16 protein-coding genes and 1 pseudogene are annotated in these 24,602 nt (G+C 62.1%); 3 read left to right on the forward strand and 14 right to left on the reverse strand.

What is annotated here, in order from left to right; translation table 11 throughout:
- Positions 1–32: 32 nt before the first annotated feature.
- A pseudogene (locus KIT10_00680) lies at positions 33–545 on the reverse strand (transposase).
- 280 nt (positions 546–825) lie between these two features.
- Between KIT10_00680 and KIT10_00685 the strand changes: the two are divergent.
- Positions 826–1,062, forward strand: a complete 237-nt coding sequence (locus KIT10_00685) for a hypothetical protein (protein MCW5897755.1) — start codon at positions 826–828, stop codon at positions 1,060–1,062.
- Between the two features lie 40 nt (positions 1,063–1,102).
- Here KIT10_00685 and KIT10_00690 read toward each other — a convergent pair whose 3' ends face one another.
- Complete coding sequence (locus KIT10_00690; GenBank protein MCW5897756.1) at positions 1,103–1,600, reverse strand: hypothetical protein; 498 nt, start codon at positions 1,598–1,600, stop codon at positions 1,103–1,105.
- Complete coding sequence (locus KIT10_00695; GenBank protein MCW5897757.1) at positions 1,597–2,931, reverse strand: hypothetical protein; 1,335 nt, start codon at positions 2,929–2,931, stop codon at positions 1,597–1,599. Before KIT10_00695 ends, KIT10_00690 begins: the two co-directional genes overlap by 4 nt.
- Positions 2,932–3,251: 320 nt before the next feature.
- On the opposite strand from KIT10_00695, the gene KIT10_00700 reads away from it, so the two are divergent.
- A complete protein-coding gene (locus KIT10_00700; GenBank protein MCW5897758.1) occupies positions 3,252–3,416 on the forward strand; it encodes a hypothetical protein in 165 nt (54 codons plus the stop codon).
- 54 nt (positions 3,417–3,470) lie between these two features.
- On the opposite strand, the gene KIT10_00705 is transcribed toward KIT10_00700, so the two are convergent.
- Positions 3,471–3,827: a hypothetical protein gene (locus KIT10_00705; protein MCW5897759.1), complete on the reverse strand. Its 357-nt coding sequence runs from the start codon at positions 3,825–3,827 to the stop codon at positions 3,471–3,473.
- 7 nt (positions 3,828–3,834) lie between these two features.
- Positions 3,835–5,190, reverse strand: a complete 1,356-nt coding sequence (locus KIT10_00710) for an RHS repeat-associated core domain-containing protein (GenBank protein MCW5897760.1) — start codon at positions 5,188–5,190, stop codon at positions 3,835–3,837.
- A gap of 357 nt (positions 5,191–5,547) precedes the next feature.
- Here KIT10_00710 and KIT10_00715 point away from each other — a divergent pair, with 357 nt between their 5' ends.
- Complete coding sequence (locus KIT10_00715) at positions 5,548–5,832, forward strand: helix-turn-helix transcriptional regulator (protein ID MCW5897761.1); 285 nt, start codon at positions 5,548–5,550, stop codon at positions 5,830–5,832.
- 35 nt (positions 5,833–5,867) lie between these two features.
- Here KIT10_00715 and KIT10_00720 read toward each other — a convergent pair whose 3' ends face one another.
- The 9 genes from KIT10_00720 to KIT10_00760 form a co-directional block, all read right to left on the reverse strand.
- On the reverse strand, positions 5,868–6,386 hold the full coding sequence (locus KIT10_00720; GenBank protein ID MCW5897762.1) for a hypothetical protein: 519 nt from the start codon (positions 6,384–6,386) through the stop codon (positions 5,868–5,870).
- A gap of 125 nt (positions 6,387–6,511) precedes the next feature.
- Positions 6,512–7,597 carry a hypothetical protein gene (locus KIT10_00725; protein MCW5897763.1) on the reverse strand — a complete coding sequence of 362 codons (1,086 nt, stop codon included), beginning with the start codon at positions 7,595–7,597 and terminating at the stop codon, positions 6,512–6,514.
- Positions 7,598–7,862: 265 nt separating this feature from the next.
- Entirely contained in the window at positions 7,863–10,079 is a 2,217-nt protein-coding gene (locus KIT10_00730; protein ID MCW5897764.1) for a DUF1573 domain-containing protein, read from the reverse strand.
- Between the two features lie 64 nt (positions 10,080–10,143).
- Positions 10,144–11,127, reverse strand: coding sequence for a PorP/SprF family type IX secretion system membrane protein (locus tag KIT10_00735; GenBank protein ID MCW5897765.1), 984 nt, complete (start codon positions 11,125–11,127; stop codon positions 10,144–10,146).
- A gap of 107 nt (positions 11,128–11,234) precedes the next feature.
- On the reverse strand, positions 11,235–14,735 hold the full coding sequence (locus KIT10_00740) for a gliding motility-associated C-terminal domain-containing protein (GenBank protein ID MCW5897766.1): 3,501 nt from the start codon (positions 14,733–14,735) through the stop codon (positions 11,235–11,237).
- A 43-nt stretch (positions 14,736–14,778) separates the two neighbouring features.
- Positions 14,779–15,393 carry an OmpA family protein gene (locus KIT10_00745; GenBank protein MCW5897767.1) on the reverse strand — a complete coding sequence of 205 codons (615 nt, stop codon included), beginning with the start codon at positions 15,391–15,393 and terminating at the stop codon, positions 14,779–14,781.
- A gap of 118 nt (positions 15,394–15,511) precedes the next feature.
- Positions 15,512–17,713, reverse strand: coding sequence for a PD40 domain-containing protein (locus KIT10_00750; protein ID MCW5897768.1), 2,202 nt, complete (start codon positions 17,711–17,713; stop codon positions 15,512–15,514).
- Positions 17,713–18,636 carry a type IX secretion system membrane protein PorP/SprF gene (locus tag KIT10_00755; protein MCW5897769.1) on the reverse strand — a complete coding sequence of 308 codons (924 nt, stop codon included), beginning with the start codon at positions 18,634–18,636 and terminating at the stop codon, positions 17,713–17,715. Before KIT10_00755 ends, KIT10_00750 begins: the two co-directional genes overlap by 1 nt.
- Positions 18,633–24,476 carry a gliding motility-associated C-terminal domain-containing protein gene (locus KIT10_00760; protein ID MCW5897770.1) on the reverse strand — a complete coding sequence of 1,948 codons (5,844 nt, stop codon included), beginning with the start codon at positions 24,474–24,476 and terminating at the stop codon, positions 18,633–18,635. Before KIT10_00760 ends, KIT10_00755 begins: the two co-directional genes overlap by 4 nt.
- Positions 24,477–24,602: the final 126 nt, after the last annotated feature.

The raw sequence follows: 24,602 nt of genomic DNA on the forward strand, positions 1-24,602 counted from the left end.
GTGATCACATCCCCCCAGATCGTCTCCAGCTTCAGCATGCCCGGCAAACCCGCCTCATCCCGAGCGCTCGAGTAGAGGTAATGGTGCGGCTCCTCAACCACCCCCTCTTCCACCGGGTTGCGATGAATGTACCGCAGCTTCTGCTGGATGATGTCCACGCGGCGCAGCCACACGGGATGCAGGTCGTGCTGCCAGAGCTGGATGCCGCCATCGGGCTTGCGCAAGTGCGCCAGCAGCCACTCCCTACGGCTCTCCTGCGGGTTATCCTCGATGGCCTTGACCACCGCCTTGGCCGTGAACTTCTTGTGGTCGCGCAAGATGTCCTGCAATTTGTGGCCGGGACGGGCACGGGCGATCAGATGCACGTGGTTGCTCATGATGCACCACGCGAAGAGCGCCAGGCCCTTCTCGCGCTGGCAATGCCGCAAGCTCTCCACCACGATGTCCTTATACGCTGGCCGCGTGAACACATCCACCCAGCCCACGGTGGCATAGGTGAGGTAGTGCAGGTCCTCCTGGTCGTGGATCTTGTGGTTGCGGGACACTGAACGAAGATATCGGTGGCCGATCACAGATCGGCATCAGCATGCGGCCCATGCCTGAGCCATAGGGACCACGGATCAAAGATCCGAGGGAGCCATCAGGGAACATTCGCGCGAGCGGGCGATCAGGGAACATTCGCGGGAGGGGGGGGAGAAGACCACGGATCGCAGATCCGCGGGAGCGAACAGGGGACATTCGCGGGAGCTGTTTGAGCTACTGTGGCCACGGATCCAAGATCCGCGGCAGCGTTACAGATCCGCGCTAGCGGGGGCGGCCGTGGACATGGACAAGCGCATGATAGCCCGCTACGAGGCCGACCAAGCCGCGCCGTCCATCCATGCGGCCGCAAGGCTCGCACGGGCCGCCAGTGTGTCCCTCGACGTGCTGGGCGGACTTGACGCCAGCGACCACGATCCCGAGCTAGGCCGTTTGCTCGCTCAGCTGGCGGCACTGCCGGAAGCCGACCGCACAGCCGCAAGGCGTGTGCTGGCCGGACTGCTCAAGCTCAACGAAGGGTAGGAAGGCCACGGATCACAGCCGCAGCAGCGATCAGGGAAGATTAGCGGGAGCGGGGGGTGTAGTGGGCCGGGAACCGCTTCTTCCGAAGGATAAATCGCCGCTCCTTTGTCGAAGGTGTATACTTCACTACGTCCATTCTGAAGGCCATCTCGTCAAGACACTTGAAGCCTTCCAGCTTAAACATCTGCTTGGTGCTGGTGTTGATCGCGACCAAGAACTCAGTGTTCACCTCATGATTCAGCCTAATGCGCACACTGGTTGTATCCGGAACTTGACGCCCCGTCATCATCTCATTGGTCATTGCACAGAATACATAATTCACCGGATATCCCTTGGCTTGAACGAAGTGATATCCGTATCGCCATGTGCCGTCAATGAAGCCTTGTACTTCTTCTTGGGGACGCATTGACATTTCATAAGCGTCCGTAAGCAAGAGCATGCGTGCATTGAAGAAGATAAAGGCTGTGTCCAATCCTTGGGCCTGCACATAACCACAGCACATGTTCAGGGAAGCCAGCAATACCAGCGGCGCTCTCATGGCCGGACGAATCCAGAAGGCATTAAGCCACGTGACCTTTCCAGTGCCTTGTACCTACGCTCTTCCTCATCCGCCGCCTGACCACTTGGGTCCCCCGGGCCGTGGTGATCCTCAAAAGCAGCATTGGGATTAAGACGCTGCCATTGGGTATGTTCCATCATATTATGAACCAAGTACATAACATGGCCTTTCTCATGGGCTACTGTTAGAGCCGTAGTCTTACGAGCAAGAGACACATGCACCGTATTATCTCCATGTCTGGATTTGATCGTGTAATGAGAGAAGACACCATCTTGGAATGTGTATACGTTCGCATGGACTTCGCTCTTCCCATGATGTCCTCCACCTGTCTGCATGCCCCCCCCATCCGTCATTTGCGCAAGCGTCACGACCATTGATGGGTCGATACCAACGAAGACATCTACTACGTTGCCAGATGGATCCATCAGGTTGTCAAGCTGTGAATAGCCCTCCGGATCGGTGAATGCGTACTGATTCAGAAACTGCTCGACGGCATTGAAATTTTCCGTCGCCGTCGAAAGAGCAGACTCTGCGCTTTTCAGGGCGCCCCTAGCATCCTTGACAGCAGCCTGATATCCTTTATAGGCCTCCTTGTTTCCCTTATCCACAGGGCTTGCAAGTAGGCCGTCAAGCTTACCCTTCGCATCGTCGCGATTCTTTTGAGCCGCATCCTTCTCCTCCTTATGAGAATTTTTGACCTTCAGACCATTGGGGTCAACTAATACTATTGGATTGTTTGAGAAAACGGCATAAGGACTTTCGCAAGACCTTGACATTGGATCAATGTTCCATCGCCGTCCCACCCTCGGATCGTACTGCCAGAACTCAGCGGTGTAGCTGGTGCCTTCGCTTCCGTACACCTCATTATCCTTTTCTTGTCCGTTGAACCCGAACCTGTACGCGTCACTGCTGTAATTGCGTCCTGGCAGCAGGGAGCCGAAGGGTTCATACCCCTGTGCGGAGATCACCTCGGCTTGGAAGGGGCTGCCGGCCCCGGCACCATCCAGCAGGCGCCCGGTAACAACCGTGGTCACGTTGCCCAGGTGGTCGGTCAACTCATAGCGCAAGCGCGCCGCAGGGATCGGTTGCGGATGCGGCCCCGGCATGGTGGTTAGCCCGTAGAGCTCCGCCTCACGCGTATAAGTGCCCAGGCGGCTGCTGCCATACAGGTGCCGCTCGGTGACCTTGAAGCTCATACTGCCGGTGTTCTGGTATCGGTACACGGCCATGATGTTGCCTTGTGCATCACGAATGTAGTGCTCGCGGTAGCCGGTGAACTGCAGGACCTCTTCCACATCGTGGACCTCCATGAGGCACGCAAGGCGCTGAGCAACTGAACCACAGGGCCAGCGCTACCCCATGGCCGGTTGCAAACTGGCCGCAAGGCCTATCCCTTGGCCGGGACCGGATGAGGACCACGGGTCGCAGACCCGCGGGAGCGAACAGGGGACATTCGCGGGAGCTGTTTGAGCTACTGTGGCCACGGATCCAAGATCCGCGGCAGCGTTACAGATCCGCGCTAGCGGGGGGGGGCATCGCCCGAAAATAGCACTCGGAGTTCTCCCATCTCGCAGGGTCCCCTCGTGCCTCGGGAGACCCTGCGGAGGTCTGGGTCTCCACCGATTACCTCATGAGCGGCAACAGCGCCGACCTGGCCCAGGAGAGCATTCAGGACAAGGCCCTGATCAACCTGTTCCAACGCGTGCAACGCCTGGAACCTGCCGAGCGCGATGTGGTCACTTCCTTGCTCGATGCCTTCCTGTTCCGACAGGAGACCAAGAAGCAACTGGCCTAGCAACGGGCCACTGATCGCAGGACCTGTCCCGCCTTAGCGGGATCAGCGGCAGGCCTAGGGAAGGCGGCGCGATTGGACCTTGGCGCCATGTACGTAGTAGCCATCTTCTCTTAGAGCGCCTTGGCCGTCGTAGATCTGATAGTATCCGAGTAATCGGCCTTTCTTTAGGTAACAGCGCATCTTGATGAGACCGGAGCGGTCGAGTATGAGGTAGGCCCCGCTGAACTTGGCCTTGTAGCGGATGACCTCGATGCCTTGCGGGAAGACACTGCAATAAAGAGTGTCAGAGCCAACCAGAAGAGCGGCGTACATGCCATCGGTGGCCGGGAGTGATTTGGTGAACGAGAAGACCTGGCCATGGGCCTTGGCGCTTACATAGAGCAACAGGATCGTAGCTATCCACTTGGTCATGATACTGCTACTCGAAGTCTTCGCGCGTACTCTTTCCCTTTTCAGGATCTACCCGATCCATCAGCTCATCCTTCTGATAGAAGTCGTTGTAATCGTGCTCGATCTGCATGATGTTGCCAACCTTCTTTGGGTCAACACCGAAGAACTTGGCCTTGAACTCGTCACTGAAACGCGTGTGGGACTTGTTCCATCCTTCATGTGCAGCCTGATGCTCAAGGTCAATGAACCCAGCACCATACTTCTGATCAAAGACCTTCACTAAGTCCTCGCCAAAAGTGCCATTAACAAAGTTCCTAGCAAACGCGAGCGCGTACTTGACATGAACGGTAGACTCATGGCCTGCTGTGTGGTAGATCGCGATCAGGTCACCTTGTACCATGTCATAGGTGCCGTCCTCCTTCTTTCCTATCGGTTGGTTGGTACTAACGTTCACGTACTGCAACATATGAGTCTGCGCGCTCATCTTGCGAACATGATCAGGTGTTAGGTCACTGCCGTTCACGTATTGACCATCAACAGCGAAGAAGGCCGGAGATGAACCACCTTGGTCTGGATCTATGCCAAAGCGAACGGTCACGTTATCGTGAAGGCTACCCTTACCACCTGCATCTCCCCAGAACTTGCGAGCCTGCCGCGCATTCACCACATCACGATAGATCTCCTTTCCTGACTCGGACTTGATGTACGAAAGCGTTGCCTTGTACACCGAAGGGCTGAACAGCCTCATCGCTAAACTGAACTTCAATCGTTCCCCATCGGGATCGACGAACATCAATGGAGAGTTCGCAGCGAAGCCATAGGGAGTGGCATCCGGGTAGCTCGTAGCGTAGGGATCCATGCTGAGCCAGCGGCCAACCCTCGGATCCAGAATACGCGATCCGAAGTTGTAAGACGTTCCAGTTGAACCGTGAACCTCATCGTCCTTCTCGGCTCCATTAAATCCGAAGCGGTAGCTCGATGAGCTGTAGTTCCTCCCTGGTAGAAGCGACCCGAAGGGTTCATACCCCTGTGCGGAGATCACCTCGGCTTGGAAGGGGCTGCCGGCCCCGGCACCATCCAGCAGGCGCCCGGTAACAACCGTGGTCACGTTGCCCAGGTGGTCGGTCAACTCATAGCGCAAGCGCGCCGCAGGGATCGGTTGCGGATGCGGCCCCGGCATGGTGGTTAGCCCGTAGAGCTCCGCCTCACGCGTATAAGTGCCCAGGCGGCTGCTGCCATACAGGTGCCGCTCGGTGACCTTGAAGCTCATACTGCCGGTGTTCTGGTATCGGTACACGGCCATGATGTTGCCTTGTGCATCACGAATGTAGTGCTCGCGGTAGCCGGTGAACTGCAGGACCTCTTCCACATCGTGGACCTCCATGAGGCACGCAAGGCGCTGAGCAACTGAACCACAGGGCCAGCGCTACCCCATGGCCGGTTGCAAACTGGCCGCAAGGCCTATCCCTTGGCCGGGACCGGATGAAGACCACGGGTCGCAGACCCGCGGGAGCCATCAGGGAACATTCGCGGGAGCGGGGTCGTGGATCTTGTAGTTCCTGCTCACTGATCGAAAGTAGGGCACGCCGATCACAGATAGGCTGTAGCGCTACGGCTCCAACTCGGTGATGGAAGAAGACCACGGATCAAAGATCCGAGGGAGCCATCAGGGAAGATTAGCGGGAGCGGGGTGCTACAGATCCGCGTTAGCGGGGGGAACATTCGCGGGAGCGGGGTGAAGATGTCCCAGGAGGATCTGGCCAAGAAGCTCGGCATCCACGCCCCGATCATCGGCCGGTACGAGCGTGGTGAGGTGAAGCCTTCGATCGAGGTCGCCGCCAAGCTCGCCCAGGCCGTCGGCTCGTCGCTCGACTACCTCACGGGTCTTTCGGATCTGCAGCTGGACCAGGAGCTGATCGCCCGGATCAACGACCTGCACACGCTATCCGAGGAGGATCAACAGCACATCATGCGCACACTCGGCGCGTTGATCCGCGAGGCCAAGACCAGGAAGGCGTTCGGGTAGGGCGGGTCCGCAGATCCGAACCAGCTACATCCGTGCTAGCGGGGGGATATCTCAAACTCTGGCGAACCTTGAGCACCGAGTACAGGCATCTCTCGAATAAGCTGCTCATATAGGGTATAGTCTAGAGCGGTGAACCCCTGCCCTTTGAGTATTTCCAAGTATCGCAGTGCGTCCTCTTGACCATTCAGCATTGCACGAATCATGAGCACTTGGCCTGCATTCTGTTCATCCGGAAGGCTCTTCGCCTTGTTCTCGGCTTCACGAATCGCAATCGCTTTTAACCGCTCATACTCTTGGGTCTTGCCAAGGAAGTAATTGCACATGGCTTCGTTAGCGAGCAACAAAGGCACTGGAGTCGGAGACATTGACTTGAGCTTGTGAAGGACGGGGATGCAGTCACCGTAATGCCCAATTGCGTAAAGTATCGTGAACTTGTTGTGGAGCGCTTGGTAGTAGTTCGTATCGCAATGGATGGCCCTGTCGATCAAGACGACCGCTGAGTCGAGTGACTCGTGGCGAGTAGTATCCATCTGATAGCTCACAAATGCCTCCATGGCCTGATTATTCAACTCCTTACAATCCTCTCCAGCACTAGCGTCTTCGGAAGCCATAGAGCATGCGGACCAAGTCGCCAAGCACATGCCTGCCATTAGTGATACACTCCTCATGGCCGACAAATTCATTGGATTTTGGGGGCAACAATGAATGAGTCGCTTGAAGAATTCGGTACGATCCCGATTGTACCGGGCATCGCGGGTTGGAACCAACTCCCGTGCGCTTCTACAAGCACTCTTGTTGTGACGGATACACGATAGTTCGGAAGCAGCCCTTTAGAATCGGGTGGGGCCAAGTCGAACTCAGCCGCGCCAATGTATCCAGCGGGAGCAAAGTACGATCCTTTGGGTGCTTGCAAGTCCTTGCGAGCAACAACATCTCCTGAGGCGTTGTACAAAGTCGCTGTTGAAGACGCGCGGACTTTTGATCCGTCTGACACTACGATTGGATCGACATAAGTCGAAACGCGAAGCTTTGGCGCACTCTTCGCGCCCGTGACCTGTGCCGAAGTATTTACAGTCCAGACTACTTGCTTGTACTGCACATGAGGGCCTTCGGCATCCGGGACCTGCCCCCATTGACGGTTCTGCACAGGTTGCTCGCCACTAGAAGGGCTAACCTTATAGGTCTGCTCGGTTGGTGGTGTGAGTGTCTGACCAAGCGCTGGTGGTGCATTCCCGGCGTTGGTGCCCGGATTTCGTTTGAAGGCAGCGCCTGCGTGATCACCTGTACCGCTGTTGATGCCGCCTTGTCCATCCGGTCCAGCCTCAGAGACTTTATCAGGGGTTGGAGCGGCCTCCAGTCCTTCCAACTCCACCATGTCTATCACACGGTTCTCACTGAACGCGTAAGGCGAGTTCCAAGGGTACTTGGCTGCCAGCGGGTCGATGCTCATAAACCTGCCAATCCTCGGATCGTGCATTCGGTACTCGAACGCGTAGCTCGTGCCCGTTGAGCCGTTGATCTCGTCGTCATGTTCTTGACCTTGGAAGAGGTAACGATATGACCCTGAGGAGTAATTCCTTCCTGGCAGCAGACTTCCGAAGGGTTCATACCCCTGTGCGGAGACCACCTCGGCCTGGTAGGGGCTGCCGGCCCCGGCACCATCCAGCAGGCGCCCGGTAACAACCGTGGTCACGTTGCCCAGGTGGTCGGTCAACTCATAGCGCAAGCGCGCCGCAGGGATCGGTTGCGGATGCGGCCCCGGCATGGTGGTTAGCCCGTAGAGCTCCGCCTCACGCGTATAAGTGCCCAGGCGGCTGCTGCCATACAGGTGCCGCTCGGTGACCTTGAAGCTCATACTGCCGGTGTTCTGGTATCGGTACACGGCCATGATGTTGCCTTGTGCATCACGAATGTAGTGCTCGCGGTAGCCACCATTGTCCGGGTCGCCCACCGTCTTGGAGATCCGCTGGCCGCTCGCCCCATAGCCGAACTGCAGGGAGGGGCCGCCGGACTTGGTGACGCTGCGGACTTTACGGCATCACCTCGCCCTCAATGGTCAACTCAAAGCGCTCTGGCGTGCCATTGCCGCGCACGATCACGGTGCGGCGCAGCGCTCCCACAGGTGCGTGTCCGTCGAAGGTCATGGTCACCGTCACGCTGGCCCCGGGAGCGATATCCCCTTGTGGCAGTTGTGCGGTGGTGCAGCCGCAGTCGGCCTTCACGTCCAATAGCCGCATGGAGCGTGTGCCACGGTTGGTCACAAGAAAGTCCACCTCCTTGCCTTGGCCCTGCCGCACCCGGCCGATGTCCACCCGCTGTTCCTCCACACCGCCCACATCGCGTCCGCCACCCCAGTCGATCGCTTCGATCTCGATCCTGCGCTCGCTCGCCGCCGCCACACTGTACACCGATCGCCGCAGATCTCCCAGATCGTCGCTCACATCGGTGGCGGAGCGGTCCTCGCCAAAGGGCAGCGTGCGTATCGTAAGCCGTGCGCCATTGGCCGCCTGGCCATCGAGGTAGGGCCGCAGCACACCCTGGTCCACATGCCGCAGGTGGTTGCGCAAGCTGGCGATGCGGCGCATGGAGAGATTCAGGTTGTAGTCGCTCTTCGCCAGGGGGCTGGCATGGCCGCGCACGTCGAGGGTGATGGAGAGCCCCGCTTCCAAGGCTTCGCGCAGCGCGATGGTGAGCTTGGCGAGTTCCAGGAAGCCGTTGTCCACCTGGTCGCGGAAGAAATCGCGCAATTCCTCCACTTCACCCTCGCGTTCATATTCGGGGATCAGCCCCCGGTAACGGCGGTAAGTGGTGGCGTAGTCCTGTGGGGTGGTGGTGCTCCAACTGCGCGGCTCAGGGTCGTCGTTGTGGAAGTAGAGCTTCAACGGGAAACGGGAGCGGATGTCCTGCAGGTGGTCCATCGCCACGGCCGCTGCGGGCGCGGAGGCGATCAAGGTGTCCACGGCCGCTTCCTTCGGCAGGCGCAGGCGGTAGAGGTCGTTGCAACAGGTCTCGCCCTTGGCAGCCAGCGAACCCACGCGGTTGCTGGTGAGCCATAGCTCACCGCGCACATGGTGGAGCGTGGGGTATAGGTCGTTGGCGGGGCTGTTCACCGGCACACCGGCATGCACGGGCTGTGCGAACACATCGTTGCCGAAGCTGGCGCTGAAGATGTCGTAACCGCCCAGGCCGGGGAGGTGGTCGCTGGCGTACCACAGCGTGTTGCTGCGGCTGTCGTACCACGGCGTGCGCTCGTTGCCGGGGCTGTTCACGGGGCGCCCCAGCGGATGCACATCCTCCGCGCGGCCCTGCACGAGGCGGGCCTGCCAGATGTCGCTGCCGCCCTCGCCGCCGGGCCGGTCGCTCACGAAGAGCAGCATCTCACGCCCATCCCAGCGCGCCACCATGGGCTGTGTGCTGTGGTCCTCGCCCAAACCGGGCAGGGGCTTCGCTTCGCCATAGCCGCCACCGGGCAGCACCTCCGCGATGTGGATGCGGCAGGGCATCCCCGCCAGGCAGCGCGTGAAGAAGAACCAGCGGCCATCGAGGCTCCAGGCCGCGTTGCCATTGTCGCCCGCAGCGTTGATGCTTTGGGGCAAGGGTTCAGGTTCGGCCCACCCATCGCCCCGGGGCATGGCGCGCAACACCACCGTGCGGTAGGCCGCGGTATCGACCACTTCGCCTTCCTTGTTCAGTTCGCCGCGCAGGCTGCTGAAGTGCAGTGCGCTGTCCGGTCCCATGCGCGCCCCGAACTCGCTGTCGTAGGTGTTCACCGGCGGGGGCAGGTGTTCCAAGACTTCTTCCGCAGGGCGCGCCTGCAGCTGTTTCGCCATGGCGCAGCCTTCCATGGCATTGCGCGCGCGCTGGGCCGTCGCGCTGCCTTTGTCCTTCTCGCGGCGTAGCACGCGCTCCCAGGTGCGCACGGCTTCATCATACTGGCCGGTGCAGAGCTGCATTTCGCCCAGCCAGCGCAAAGCGTCGGGCATGGTGCGTCCCTGGTCCTTGCGCTGGATGCGTTCATACAATTCGGCGGCCTTGTCGTACTGGTGGCTCAAGCGGCAGGCCTCGGCCATTTTCCATTGCAGGGCCATGCGCCCGCCATCGACCCCCAAGGCACCGGCAAAGAAGCGCGATGCGCCGTAGTACTCGCCGCGCGCCATGGCCGCATCGCCCCAGGCGGTCCATTGTTCCAGTGATTGGCCTTGAAGTTCCGCGGTCCCGATGAACGCAAGCACGATGAACGCGACCATCGCACGATGCACCGTCCAGGTTTTCATCTGCGCCATCTGCGTCATCTGCGGATGCATTTCCTTTTCAGATCTGGTCCGGACAGGCCTTGAAGCGCACAGGCACCGCGGGCCGCTGTTTGAAGATGCGCACCACGGCGAACTCGATGCCGCCCCGGTTGCGGCTGGCGGGCACCAGGTCGCTGAGGTTGATGTCGTAGCTCACGCCGAAGGTCCAGTCGTCGTAAATGACCCCCGCATGGAGGTAGCCCGCGTCCTCGGCACGCCAATGCAGGCCGAACTCCACGGCACGTTCCAGCCCGAAACGGTCCAGCAGCAGGTAGCGCAGGTTGGCGCCGAGGTCCAGTTCGCGGAAGGTGCCCTGCGACATGAATTGTGCGGCCGGCAGCAGGTCGAAGCGTTCATGCAGGGGCATGCGTGCGAGGGCATGGATGGTGTTGCGCATCGGCAGGGGCATGCCGGGCTCGCCCAGGAAACCGATGCTGGGCGTGGTGAGGTTGAAGAAGCCCACGCCGAATTGGAGCCACTCGCGGTGCGTCGGCGCGCAGCGGTACACGGCGCCCGCATGCACATCCGGATGCGTGAGCCCATCACGTCCGAAGTTCTCGCCGGTGGGCAGGTCGGGATCGTAGTGGAAGCCGTTGTACTGGTTGTCGAACGAAAGTGCCCGGCTGTCCAGCGAGATGGAGGTGAAGCCCAGCTGCGCGCCGCCGCTGATGCTGTGGTGGCGGCCCTCCCCGAAGCGTTGTGTCCAACTGGCGCCCACGCTCAGGTGGAAATGGTCCAATCGGCTGTCGCCAGCGCGGTCGTTGTAGAGCCAGGCGCCTACGCCGAGGCCCTCCACGCCCCAGGCATCGCGCAGATCGCCGCCCAGCCCGAAGGTGCGGTAGGGCACGGTGACCGATCGCCACTGCTGGCGGAAGATGCCATGCACGCGCGCCTGCCCGTCGAACTGCCCGATGTTGCCCGGCCCCAGCGGCATCGGCGCGTTGAAATATTGCGAGAAGTGGATGTCCTGGGCCCGCAAGGAGATGAAGGCTGTACCGAGCATGAGGGTGATGGCCCATGGGATGATCCGTGAGTGGCGAGTGGTGAGTGGTGAGTGGGCCCCGAAGTGCGCCCACTCACCACTCACTACTGGATACTCGCCACTCCTCCTCATCGGATCAAGGTCACATTGCCCTTCGTGAAGTAGCGTTGCCCATCCAGGCACCAGGCGGTGAGGTGGTAGACGAATACGGCCGGCGCGAGTTCCTGCCCACGGAAGCTGCCGTCCCAGCCCACACCCTGGTCCTTGGTCTCAAAGACCTTTTCGCCCCAGCGGTCGAAGACCATGAATTCCAGATCGGTGATGTGACGGCCCCTGACGAGGAGCAGGTCATTCATGCCATCGCCGTTGGGCGTGAAGCTGTTGGGCACGAAGATGTCCGGCTCCTCGCACACCAGTTCGTACACCACTACGGTCACACTGGCGTCCTTGGTGCAGATGCCATCGCTCACCGTCACCGTGAAGGTGGTGGTCTGGAACACGGTGGCGCTGGTATTGCCGCTGTTGGGATCGCCCACGGCACCTGGGGGTGACCAGCTGTAAGTGAGGCCCGGTGGCGATGCGGTGAGCAGCACGGTGGTGCCTGGCGCCACCAGCGTCTGGTCCGCGTTGGCCGAGACACTGCCGCCGTCCACGTCGGAAACGAACACGGTGATGTCACCACTCCAGGAACAGCCTTCGAGTGTGGTCACCGTCACGCCAAAGCCCTGCGTCTCCTCAGGCGCCACGGTGGCGGTGGCGGTTCCCTGCCCGGATACGATGTCCTCGTCCGGCTCCCACACGATCGTGGATCCCGGGTCGGCACCGAGCAATTGCAACAGGGCCTGCTCATCGCCGCAAATGAGGGTGTCCCCGGCAAGCGACACCTGCGCCAAGGGAACCGTGACGGTGACACTGCCGGTGGCCACACAACTGGAGGCGTTGCTCGCCTGGATGTGGTAGGTGCCACTCACGGCCGGCGATATCCACGCCGTACTGTCCGCCGGGCTGGTGTTCAGCTGGTCGGTGAAGAGCGGTGAGGTGGACCAGATGAATAGGTCGGCCGTTCCGAATGCCGTGGCGGTGAGCAGGAAGCCATCCACCGGACCGCAGATGACCGTGTCGGCCATCACGGACAGTTCCGGCCCGGGGAGGTCGATGAAGACATCGGCTTGCACGCTGTCCTCGCCGTTGCAGCTCTCGGGGTTGAAGGCGGTGAGTGTGACGGTGTAGAGGCCGGGTGTGGCATAGGTATGGGTGGGTGTGGCAACGGTGCTGGTGTTGCCGTCGCCGAAGTCCCAGAGGTAGCCGCTGGCGCCGCCACTGAGGTTGGTGAAGGTGATGGCGTTGGGCAGGCAAAGCGTGTCCGGTGCGTCGAAGCCGGCGATCACCAAGGGTGGGTTGAAATCGAACTTGAGCACGCCGTTGTTGCAGCCTGTGCTGTTGTTGGTGCTGCTCCAGGCGCCCGGTGTGGTGGGGAAGTCGCTGTTGCCCTGGCAGCCGGCACACACGCTCTGGTACACGCGGCCGCGCCGGTCGAAACGGCTGGTGCCACCGTCCACATGTTCTGGACTGACGGGGCCGCCATAGTAGGTGGCGTAGGTCAGCGCCTGCATGTCGATGTCGAATACGGCGAGGTAGAGGTCTCCGCCATCGGTGCTGCTTTGGTGCGCGTCGGGCGTCACCGGCAGTCCATTGGTGGTGAGTTGTCCGCCCAATCCGCCGGCGCTGCTGCCCCAGCCGCTGGTGTAGATCTGGTCGCACACATCCACCAGGAAGGCCGTGGGCGAAATGTCCGGGTTGCCGTCACCGATGCCGACGCGCGAACTGAGCAGGAGCGCGTCGAGGTCCGGAGCGAACTTGGTGATGAACTGCCCACCCGCCGGGATGTTGTAGGGCGCGTTCACGATCAATTGACCGCTTGGCGCGGAGGTCTGGCCGAAGAGGTAGACCGCCCCCTCGCCGTCGAGTTCCACGAAATAGGCCTGGTCGTATGCGGCACTGCCCCAGTAGGTGAGTGCGTCCACCGTGGTTCCGTTGGCATTGAATCGCGCCACGAATCCATCGGCGGAGCCTCCGTTGAAGCTGCCCTGCACCGCCCCGGGCCCCACGGGCAGGTCGGCGCTCACGGTGCCGCCGCACACGAAGAGCCGCCCCTGCGCATCGAGTTCGCCGGAGTAGATGGCATCGGCGCCGGAACCTCCCAGATAGCTGGCGTATTGGAGTTGTGTCAATCCGGGGTTGTAGCGCGCCACGAAGCCATCGTGGCTGCCACCGGCGAAAGCGGACTGCGCGGCACCTGCGGTGACCGGCATGTTGGTGCTTTGCGTGCAGCTCACCACCCAGATGTTGCTCTGTGCGTCCAGCAGCACCTCGCCGCGCACCTCATCGGCGTAGTTGAATTTCAGCCCCGTGCCCGAGTTCAATCCATCATTGCCGCTTCCGCCGAGGTAGGTGCTGCCCAGCAGTTGTGAGCCGTTCGCGCTGAGCTTGGCCACCACCATGTCCGAGCCGGCAGGGTAGCTCAGTCCCAGACCCGTGGGCGTGAAGGCCGTTCCGCCGGCGAAGCTGTTGTCATGCGCGCCTGCCGTGGTGGGGAAGTTGGATGATCCCGTGGTGCCCAGTACATGCAGCTGGTCATTCTCGTCCACGATCAGGCTGTGCGGCATTTCGGCCGCCGTGCCGCCGAGGTAGGTGCTCCAGACCATGAAGCTGCCCGTGGTGTCGTACTTGCTCAGCGCGATGTCGGTGGTGCCTCCGGCCCAGTTCGTTTGATAAGCGCCGGTGGTGATCGGATACTGCGTGCCGAAGGCGGTGCTGCCCGCATAGAGGTATCCGGCCTTGTCGAAGGTGGCCGTGTAGCCGAAGTTGTTGCTGATGGATCCGGAGAAGGTGGCGAAGCTGAGCGTGGGGTCGATCACCAGGGGATGCGTGGGGTCGTAGCGGCCCACGTTGAAACCGATGACGCCATCGCGCAGCGAATAGGTGCAGCTCACCGGCACGCGTTCGCCATCGATATCCTGATAGGCCAGGGGGATGCGTTCGGTGATGCGGCCCAGGGTGGTCTCCACCAGCAGTGTACCCTTCCGCAGCCGCAGCGCTTCGGCACCTTCGTAGGTGATGCGAATGGCACCGGGATCGGCTCCGGGTTCCACCACCAGGTCGTACTTCAGACCGGTGCGGCCCTCGCGGAACACGGCATCGCAGCCGGGGGCCACCTCGTGCAGTGTGATGCGCGTCATCGCGCGGGTGTCGCTGGCCCATCGCGAAGGATCGTCGCCCAGGAACCAATGGTAGCGCGCCTCCAAGGGCAGATCGCCCGTGGTGCGCGATCCCGGCGTGGCGCTCAGGAAACGCATCCGCACGGCATGGTGGCGCAGGCCGCCCCATTCGTTGAGCGATGGGTCGAAGGCGATGTTGGCGTGGGCGCGCGCCACCAGTTCCGCGTCATAGCGTTCGATCAGCAGTGCGCCGCGCTCGAACCACAGGAAGGCGCCCGGCATCTCGGCGCGGTGGCTCACCGCATCGGGCCATTGCCCGCCATTCTCGATGGCGCGCATGCCCGCCTGTCCGCTGAGCAGGAGAGGGGTGGACAGCAGGATGAGCAGTGACCGGAAACGGCGCGCGGCCATGGGTCACGAATGTAGGGAACCGGGATCCCTCGTCCGAGGAAGGTCAACGTTGGCGGGGCGCTTCCAGCAACACGGAGATCCGGTTGCGCACGGGGAAGATCGTCCAGAGTTCCACGCGGCGGTTGAGGTGGCGGCCCTCCCAGGTCGCGTTGCTGTCCACCGGGTGTTGTTCGCCCATGCCCAGGGCCATGATGCGCTCCTGGTCCACACCACGCTGGACCAGTTCACGCTTTACGGCGCGTGCCCGGCGGTCGCTCAAGGCCAGGTTGTCCGGAGCATGGCCGACGCTGTCCGTATGCGCCTCGATCCGCACGCGTGCCGTGGGCTGTTCCATGATCAGCGCCGCCACATGGTCCAGCCAGGGTCGGTAGGCCTCGGACACTTCGGTGCCATATGGGTCGAACAGGATGGCGGTGGCGCGCACGCTGTTCGCATCAGGGATGTCCACCACCACGTGGAAGAGCATGCTGCGATCCACGCCATTCAAGGTGCCGGGAGCGTGGTGGTCGGCCTCCAGCGGTTGGAAGCGCGCGAGCATCTCATGGAAGTGGATCACATCGGGATCGGTCACCAGCAACGTGCCATTCACCTTGCCCGGCACACCCGCCAGTTCCACTTGCTGGGCCGTGCCCGTGCTGGACCAGATGGCCAGCAGCATGGGAAGGATCGTTCGTGGCAGAGTTCGGGTCATGCGGCGCCCACGCCGGCCGGGCCGGACATGTGGGCCTTCCAACGGGGCAGGTCCCCACCGGGTTCCCTGGATCCGTCGAAGCCCGCTATTTCGGCGTTGAGGGCCTTTGTGCACCCGCCTGGAGCTCGTCCATGGTGGAGAGCTTGAATTCCACACGGCGGTTCAATTGCCGCCCTTCCTCGGTCTTGTTGGAGGCGATCGGCTGGTTCTTGCCATGCCCCATGGGCACCAGGCGATCGGGGTCGATGCCCTGGGCCACCAGTTGGTCGATGACGGCCAAGGCACGGCGCTGCGAGAGGTCGATGTTGTAGGCCCTGCTGCCGATGTCGTCGGTATGCGCCTCCACCACCAGGTGCAGACCGGGATACATCAGCATCAGGCGGTGGATGCTTTCCAAGGCCTCTTCCGACCCCTCTCCGATCTCGGCGCTCTTGTAGGCGAAGTGGATCATGTCAGTCCTCAGTCTCGTGCGCCCCAGGTCCTGCAGCTTGTCCAGGTCCAGCCGGCTGAGGTCCACCAGCTGCTCGGTCCGCAGACTGAAGACCTCGGCATCCAGGAATTGGAGGTCCTTCACGAGTTTGAAGATGGCATAGAGCTCATCCGGATCGTTGGTCTCGCCCACGCTGTAGGTGTACACGGCGCGGATGGGGTCGAAGCGTTCCACGATCCGGTGTTGTTGACGGATCTTGGCGAAACGCGGATCGTCCAGGCTCATGCGCTCGCGGGTGGCGAAGAGCTGCACCGTGAACTTCACGTCGTCCTCCATCCAGGGATCGATGCCCAGGTCATCATAGGGCAGTTCCACGAATTCCTTCTTGCGCAATTGGCCCATGGCGTCCTGGTAGACCACCAGGGTGGTCTGGTCATCCTGCTCGTGGTAGCGATCCATCACCACCACGGTCTTGCTGTTGCAGCGGCTGCGCAATCGGCCGTGGTCATCGCTGGTGATGATGTCCAGCCGTACCTCGTAGGTGCCCGCCTTGCGGAAGGCATGCTGCGCGATCGTGCCCGTGCGGGCCTGGCCGTCGCCCATGTCCCAGTGGTATTCGGCTCCGGCCAGTGCGGGCAGGTTGCTGCGCGAAGCGTCGAGTTGCAGGGTGCGTCCGGTGCGCACGGTATCCGTGGCCAGGATGAAGGCCTGTTCGCTGAGGCGCACCTCGACCACATGGGTCCGGAGTGTCTGGAACATGGCGCCGGTCTTGCGGTCCACGAGCATCGACTTGACCGTGTAGTGACCGGTGTCGGCGTAGCAGTGGCGTACCGTATCGCCGCGCAGTATGGTGCCGTCGCCCAGGTCCCAGGCATGGTCCAGGGGCAGCCTGGCGGTGGCCGCATGTTTGCGCGCGTTGAAGGCGTAGCATCGTTCGTGGTAGCGCTGTGGGGCGCAGTCGCGGAACTTCGGCAAGGTGCGTTCCGCCAGGTGGATGCGGTCGGTACCGGTGCGGTCCGAACTGAAGAGCGCCTTGCGCCCATCGCCCAAGGCCGCATAGCCCACATCGTTGTGCGGGCTGTTCACGGGCTCAGGCATGGCCATCGGGACCATCCAGCCCTCATGGTCCACACGGGTGTGGTAGATGTCCAGACCGCCCAGGCCGCCCGGCCGATCGGAGGAGAAGTAGAAGCTCCCATCCGGGGCGTAGCGTGGATAGACCTCATGGTGGGGGCCGTTCACATCCGCCCCCAGGTTTTCCGGCACGCTCCAGCCTGTCGTGGTCCGTTGACTCACATAGAGGTCCATGCCCCCGGAACCGCCAGGCCGATCACTGGAGAAGATCAGCGCGGTACCATCCGGGGAGATGGTGGGGTGCATGAAGGAATGCTTCGGATGGTTGTGTTCGAACGGCTCCGGAGCGCTCCATTGGCCATCCACCAGGGTGGAGAAGAAGAGGCCCAGCTGCATGTCGGCCTTGCGCATGTTTGAAAGTTTCTTGGGCAGCTGCTGGTTGCGCGTGTAGCAAATGATGCGGCCATCCGGGGAGAAGGCCGCGGGTCCCTCATTCACCGGGGTGGCCAGGGCTTGGCTGAACAAGCGCGGTACACCCGGTCTGCTATCGGTGAACGGTACGAGGTACAGATCGCTCAAAGGTTTGCCCGTCAACGCATCGCGGAAGTCGATCGCCGCGCCTTCCTCGCGGATGGAACACATCACGAGACCGTCGCCATGGGGTACCGGCGCGTAATCCTCGCCCACCGGACGGATGTCCAGCAGGCGCACCTCATGGATCTCCTGTGCGACCAAGGAAGGACCCACCAGAATGGAGAGGAGGATATGGAGCTGGCGAGGCATCAGAAGTAACGGGGATCGCGTGCGCGGATGCGGTAGCCGAATTCGTACTGCACCATCAGCTCGTGTGTGCCGTGGTGGTGCCTGCGAATGGGGGAGAGTCCGAGGTCGTAGGAATAGCCGAATCGCCATTGCGGCGTGGGCAGTACTTCCAACATGGACACCACGGCATCGCCGGTGCGGTAGGAGATGCCCAGCCAGACCATTTCCTTGTAGATCAGGTTGGAGCTGATATCGGCCTGGACACCACTCTCCAACCGGTAGCGCAGCAGGGCCGAGGGTTTCAGCTTCAGGTCGTGGTTCAGGTCGAAGAGATGTCCGCCGGTGACCATGGGTTGCAGGTCGGCGCGGGTGTCGCTGATGAGGTAACCCTCACCGGCGGTGTTGTACTGGTGCAGCAGCAGGAAGGGTACCGATGCGCCGATGAACCAGCGCTTGGTGTAGTAGAAGGCCCCCGCGCTGAAGTTGGGGCGGATCGCTGTGCGCGTGGGTTCCATGAATACCACGTCCTGCTGGTCCTGCAGGGCCACGGTGTGCCAGTCGCCGCGTAGCAGGGTGAAGCCGGCGCCGATACCCAGCGCCAGTTTGCCATCGGGGAAGCGGATGCGGTAGGCGTAGTTGGTGAACAGGCCGGTCTGGTGGCTTACGCCGATGCGGTCGTTGTAGAGCATGGCACCCACGCCCACTTTGCGGCGGTTCACCGGCGAGTGGACGCTGATCACCTGCGTCACGGGAGCACCGTCGAAGCCCACCCATTGCTGGCGATGCGTGAGATTCGCCGCCAGGGCGTCACGGCTGCCCGCATAGGCCGGGTTGATCAACAGGCCGTTGAACAGGTACTGGCTCGTCAGGGGCGTATGCTGCGCCTGGGTCCACATGCCGATGAGCATCCCGATGCCCGGCAGGATATGTCTTGCGATCCTCACCGTTTCAGGATGATGTGGCCCTTGTACGCCGGACCTCCATTGAGGTTCAGCACATAGAAGTAGGTGTCCTCCGGCAGCTTGCGACCATTGTGGGAGCGGCCATCCCACTCGTTCGCATAGTCGCCGTTGCGATAGACCTGCTGCCCCCAACGGTTGAATACGAGCAGTTCGCTGCCGGGCCAGGCCATCATGCCGGTGATCTCGAACAGGTCGTTCACCCCGTCGTCATTGGGTGAGAAGCCCTGCGGGATGAACAGGTCGGCCACATGGATGAGAACGGTATCGCTTACCGTGTTGCAGGGGTCCGAGGATGCGCTGAGCACGAACACATTGCTGCCGATGCCAAGGCCGTTGACCACGCTGGTGGGGTCGTTGGGGTCTTCGAGGAAGGCCTGCCCGGAGGCGAGGTGCCACGTGAATGATGCGCCCGGGGAGGCCGATGCCTCCAGTCGGGTCCAGGTCTCCACCTCCAGGAACTGGTCCGGTCCGGCATCCACCCACAGATCATCGTCCGGCCCGATGAAGGTGAGCACCACTTGGTCGATTGCCGTACAGTTTTCTGTGGTGATGGTCCAGGTCAGCGTGTATGTGCCGGATACGGGAGCGGTCACCGTCGCATTGGGTTGTGTGGCGGATGGTTGGACCGAGAAGCCCGGCGGGAGGGTCCATTGCCCGGTGCCATCATCCATCGTGGCTTGCAGCGCGTGGGAGAGTCCGCAAATGATGGCGTCCGGACCAGCGTTGGAGGTACAGGACACAGGCTCGCCCTCGCACGCGCAGTCGTTGGTCCAGGCATCGTTGATGGTGGCGGCCAAGCCATCGTCACAAGGCGTACCTGGCATAGCCGTTCCCCCCCACGCACCCGTGCAATCCTGCATGCATGCCTCCAAGCCCGTGTTGCCACCGACGCAGGTGCCGCAGTTGTCCGTGTAGGCCGTGCCTCCCCAAACACCAGCGCAGTCCTGATCGCAGGGCGTGAGTCCGGTGGTACCACCGACGCAGCTTCCGCAGTTGTCCGTGAAGGCCGATCCTCCCCAGACGTCCGCGCAGTCCTGGTCGCAGGGCGAGAGGCCGGTGTTACCACCCACGCAGGTGCCGCAGTTGTCCGTGAAGGCCGATCCTCCCCAGACGTCCGCGCAGTCCTGGTCGCAGGGCGAGAGGCCGGTGTTACCACCCACGCAGGTGCCGCAGTTGTCCGTGTAGGCCGATCCGCCCCAGACACCGGCGCAATCCTGGTCGCAGGGTGAGAGTCCGGTGGTACCGCCGACGCAGGTGCCGCAGTTGTCCGTGAAGGCCGTTCCGCCCCAAACACCCGCGCAGTCCTGATCACACGGCGTGAGTCCAGTGTTACCACCGACGCAGGTGCCGCAGTTGTCCGTGAAGGCCGTGCCTCCCCAAACACCAGCGCAGTCCTGATCGCAGGGCGTGAGTCCGGTGGTACCACCGACGCAAGTGTTGCAGTTGTCCGTGAAGGCCGATCCGCCCCAGACACCAGCGCAGTCCTGGTCGCAGGGCGTGAGTCCGGTGTTGCCACCGACGCAGGTGTTGCAGTTGTCCGTGTAGGCCGTGCCTCCCCAAACACCTGCGCAGTCCTGGTCGCAGGGTGAGAGTCCGGTGGTACCGCCGACGCAGCTTCCGCAGTTGTCCGTGAAGGCCGTGCCTCCCCAAACACCAGCGCAGTCCTGATCGCAGGGCGAGAGGCCGGTGTTACCACCGACGCAGGTGCCGCAGTTGTCCGTGAAGGCCGATCCGCCCCAAACACCCGCGCAGTCCTGATCACACGGCGTGAGTCCAGTGATACCACCGACGCAAGTGTTGCAGTTGTCCGTGTAGGCCGTGCCTCCCCAAACACCAGCGCAGTCCTGATCGCAGGGCGTGAGTCCGGTGGTACCACCGACGCAGCTTCCGCAGTTGTCCGTGAAGGCCGATCCGCCCCAGACGTCCGCGCAGTCCTGATCGCAGGGCGTGAGTCCAGTGTTGCCACCGACGCAGCTTCCGCAGTTGTCCGTGAAGGCCGATCCGCCCCAGACTAGAGCGCAGTCCTGGTCGCAGGGCGAGACGCCGGTGTTACCACCGACGCAGGTGCCGCAGTTGTCCGTGTAGGCCGATCCGCCCCAGACACCAGCGCAATCCTGGTCGCAAGGCTCTATGCCGAGCGTCTCTCCAACACAGTCGCCGCAATTGTCGATGTATGCCGATCCCCCCGGAACACCAGAGCAATCGATCGGCAGGCCGACGCACTGACAATCGAGATCCACCATGTCGTTGCCCGTGGAGGGGTTCCCATCGTCACACGGCGAACCTACCTGGCCGATTTGTAGCGGGCAATCGTCCACACAGTCCGGAATGCCATCGCCATCCGTATCCGTGTCGCTTGTTCCACATCCACAAATGCCGGGATCGGTCTTGTCGGGGTCGAACGGACAGGGATCGGTGCAATCCGGTGTGCCGTCGCCATCACTGTCCAGGAGCAACAGGATCACGGGTATCAGGCAGCTTCTTGAGTTGCCGACGGCATCGGTACCCGTGATGATGACCGTGGTGTTGCCGCCCAACATCGTTCCAGGTGCGGGCGATTGCACGAATGCCACCGGACCGGTGCAGTCGAACACGTCACTGATCTGGGCCACCAGATCGGGCACTGGTCCTTCGCAGGTCGTGGTCGCTATCGTGGCGTTCGCCGGACAAGCGAATACGGGCGCCACGGTGTCGACGACATGGATGATGTGGTTGTTCCAGAGCCCATTGCCATGCGCGTCCTCGATCCACATGGTCATGTTCACCAGCATGTCGGTCGTGTACACCGAGCCGGCCGATGGAACCATGGTGTTCGTCCAGGGTGAGCAATCGGTCACGGTGATCGCATCGCGCAGGTCAGGGAATGGTGTGGCACAATCCGCATCGAGGTAGACCGGGTATCCATCCCAGAGCGGGCAATTGACGCTCGGTGCATGCACGTCAAGGACCGAAACGGACACGCTGCAGCTGGCCGTGTTGCCCGAGGGGTCCGTCGCGAGAAAGACCAATTGGTGTTCGCCGATGGGGAAGGAGGAGCCATTGACCGGTCCACCGGTCTGGGTCACCGTCACCGTGCCGCAATTGTCGGTGGGCAGCGGCAAGGGCACCAGTACCTGGTCGGCGCATGTGGCTTGTATGGCGTTGACGGTCACGGGCGCGGGGCAGGTCATGACCGGGGGAATGGTGTCGATCACCGTGATGGCATAGACACAGGTGGTCGTGTTGCCCGACGCATCAGCGAAGACCTCTGTGAGCAGATGATAGCCCACGGGCATGGAGTATGTGGACGTGGAGGTGACATCGACGGGCGGAGGCGATATCGCCTGGTCGGCGTGGAGCTGCAACATGCCACTGATGAAGGTGGTCGGGCCGCAATCATCCGAGGCGTTCACGGTGGGGAAAGTGAAGGGCACCAAGCACGCGTTGGGCGGTACATACAGCGTTTGGTCGCTCGGGCAATCCATGATCACCGGCGGGGCATGGTCCTCTACGGCCACCATGTGCGGAGCTGTCTGGATGGCCGGGCAGCCTGGGGAAGCGATCTTGGCCACGAACCAGGTGGTCTGTGCGAGATCGGTGAAGGGGATCACGTTGGTTTCTCCAGCGAAAAGGTTCCAGTTGACCTGGTCGGTGGAAGCCTCCCAATGGGCCACATAGGCACCGGTTGGAAGGCCGTTGGCGGTGATCGTGCCGCTATTGCTTCCTGGGCATACCTGTGCGGGGCCCGTGATGGAGCCTGTGGGTGGCTCGGATACTTGGATCGTGTGAGTGGAATTGTAGCTGCAGGATCCCAGAGCGGCCTTGTACATGATGTCCACCGGACCCACCAGGCCACTCGGGTCGAACATGCCTGCAGGTGTCACCTGTTGGCCGACCCATTCACCATCTTGCCAGGTGCTGACGAAGCAGGTCACCGCATCCACCAGGAATGAGGCACTGGGCGGGGCCTGGCTGCGGGAGATGCGCAGGTAGCGGGCCGGGGCATGCGTGAAGACCACCTGCTGGCCAAGGCTCGTCAAGGTGGTCGAGAGCGGTGTGGGTGCGGGTGTCCAAGTGGTCCCATCCAGGGAGAAGTCAGCGTTGGCACGGGCAGGCGGTCCAGCGTTGGCCAGTCGCCAGGTAACGGAGATGGGATACCCGGCCGGTATCGTGTCACCCAGGTCCAGCACCATGGTGGCATCGGCCGCGTTGAACAGTGCTCCGTTCCCATCGGGCGCCCAGAGTGCGAAATGGTCGTTGATCACCCCTTGCGCGGAAATGGTCGCACGCGCATGACCGCGCAGGTAGGTGTTCAGATCGATGGGTCCTGCATTGGCACAGATCGCTCCTGGCCATCGCCATCGCGAGTGGTCCGGCACCAGGGCCCATTGGGGGTTGTCGATCCGGCCCAGAAAGATGTTCTCGTTGTTGGCGACATTCTGCCCGAAGGGTGGCAGCGAGATGCCCTGTTGGAACATGCCACCCACATACAGGCCAGCGCCGGGACCGGTGGCCAGGGCCAAGGGGTACTCATCGCCCTGGGCGCTTTCATGCCTCAGCCAGATGAGATGGCCATCGCGGGTGAATGCGGCCACGAACAACTCACCGCCCGCCGCTGCGGTCCAGACCCGTCCATCGTCCAGCGTGAGCGTTCCGTTGAAGGTGCCGCTCATGTAGACCCTTCCCGCAGGGCCCACGGCGATATCGAAGCCTTCCGTGCCGTGGTCGTTCACGCCGCGGGCGGTGCGCACCCATCGGGTGGTCCCGTTGTTCCTGTCCAATGCGGCGAAGTAGGCCAGGTCATGCGCGCCCGGCATGCTGACCGGACCGTGGCCCGGGAAGACCGCCCCGTTGTGGCAGCGGCCGCCGATGTAGACCTGGCCACAGTCCACGGCGATACCATTGTGCTGGTTGGGATGGCTGCCGGTGTCATCGATATGGCGGGACCACAGCACCGCGCCCCCATCGCTGAAGGAGGTGATGTAGGCGTTGTCGTTGGGGGTGGCCGCGTTGAGGGTGTTCAGGAGAACGCCACCGGGCGTGCGCCAGTGGAATTGCATGGAAGGGAAGGAGCCGATGATATACACGGCGCCATCCGTGGCCGCGATCCGTTCGGCCAGATCATCGCTGCTGCTGGTGCCACCACCCTGGCGCAACCACTGTGGGTTACCTCCGCCAAAGGGGTACTTCACCAGGAAGATCATGTCATGTCCGTTGTTCGGCGGGCTGATGGTGACATTGCCGAATTGGGCCGTGCCGCGGAAAGTGCCGTGCACATAAACACCGGTGCTGTTCGTCGCAACGCTCCAGCCGATCTCCGATTGGGGACCACCACCTTTCTGCAACCAAAGCAGGTCCCCGTCCGGGTTATAGCTGGCCACGAACATATCCTGGCCGCCCAAGGAGATGACCGGCGGCAGGGGCACCGGTGTCAGCGATCCGGCGATCAAGGTGTTGCGGAAGGTGCCCGTGATGAACACGTTGCCGTTGGGGCCGATGGCCACACCGTAGGCGGCATCCCATTGATCGCCCCCCAGGCCAACACGCCAAAGCACATTGCCGGACGGATCCAGTTTCACCAGGTAAGCGTCCGTGGAGCCCTGGGAGGGCGGTAGTCCCCAGGGACCGGAGGCCGCATTGCTGTCGTATTGGCCCACCACGTAAATGGCGCCGGTGTTCTGGTCCACCGCGATGTCGCGGACGCTTTCAATGGCGCCGTGGTCATGCAGGTGCGCCCAGGACCAATCGCCGGGCTGGGCCACCAGCGCGATGGTGAGGACCATCGCCATGGCCAGCATGGGTGGGTGCAGCCAGTTCAGGTATGTCCTGTATCGTTCTACCATCCAAGCGGATGTGGTCCGGCGGTCCTGATCCGGCACCCCCTATCTTGTCGCGGGCCTTGGTACGCTCACAGAATGAGGGGGTTACAGCCCTTGGCCAAGCATATCCTGGCTTCCGGCGTTACCATG

This window comes from Flavobacteriales bacterium (assembly GCA_026129465.1).
Taxonomy (GTDB): Bacteria; Bacteroidota; Bacteroidia; order Flavobacteriales_F; family PHOS-HE28; genus PHOS-HE28.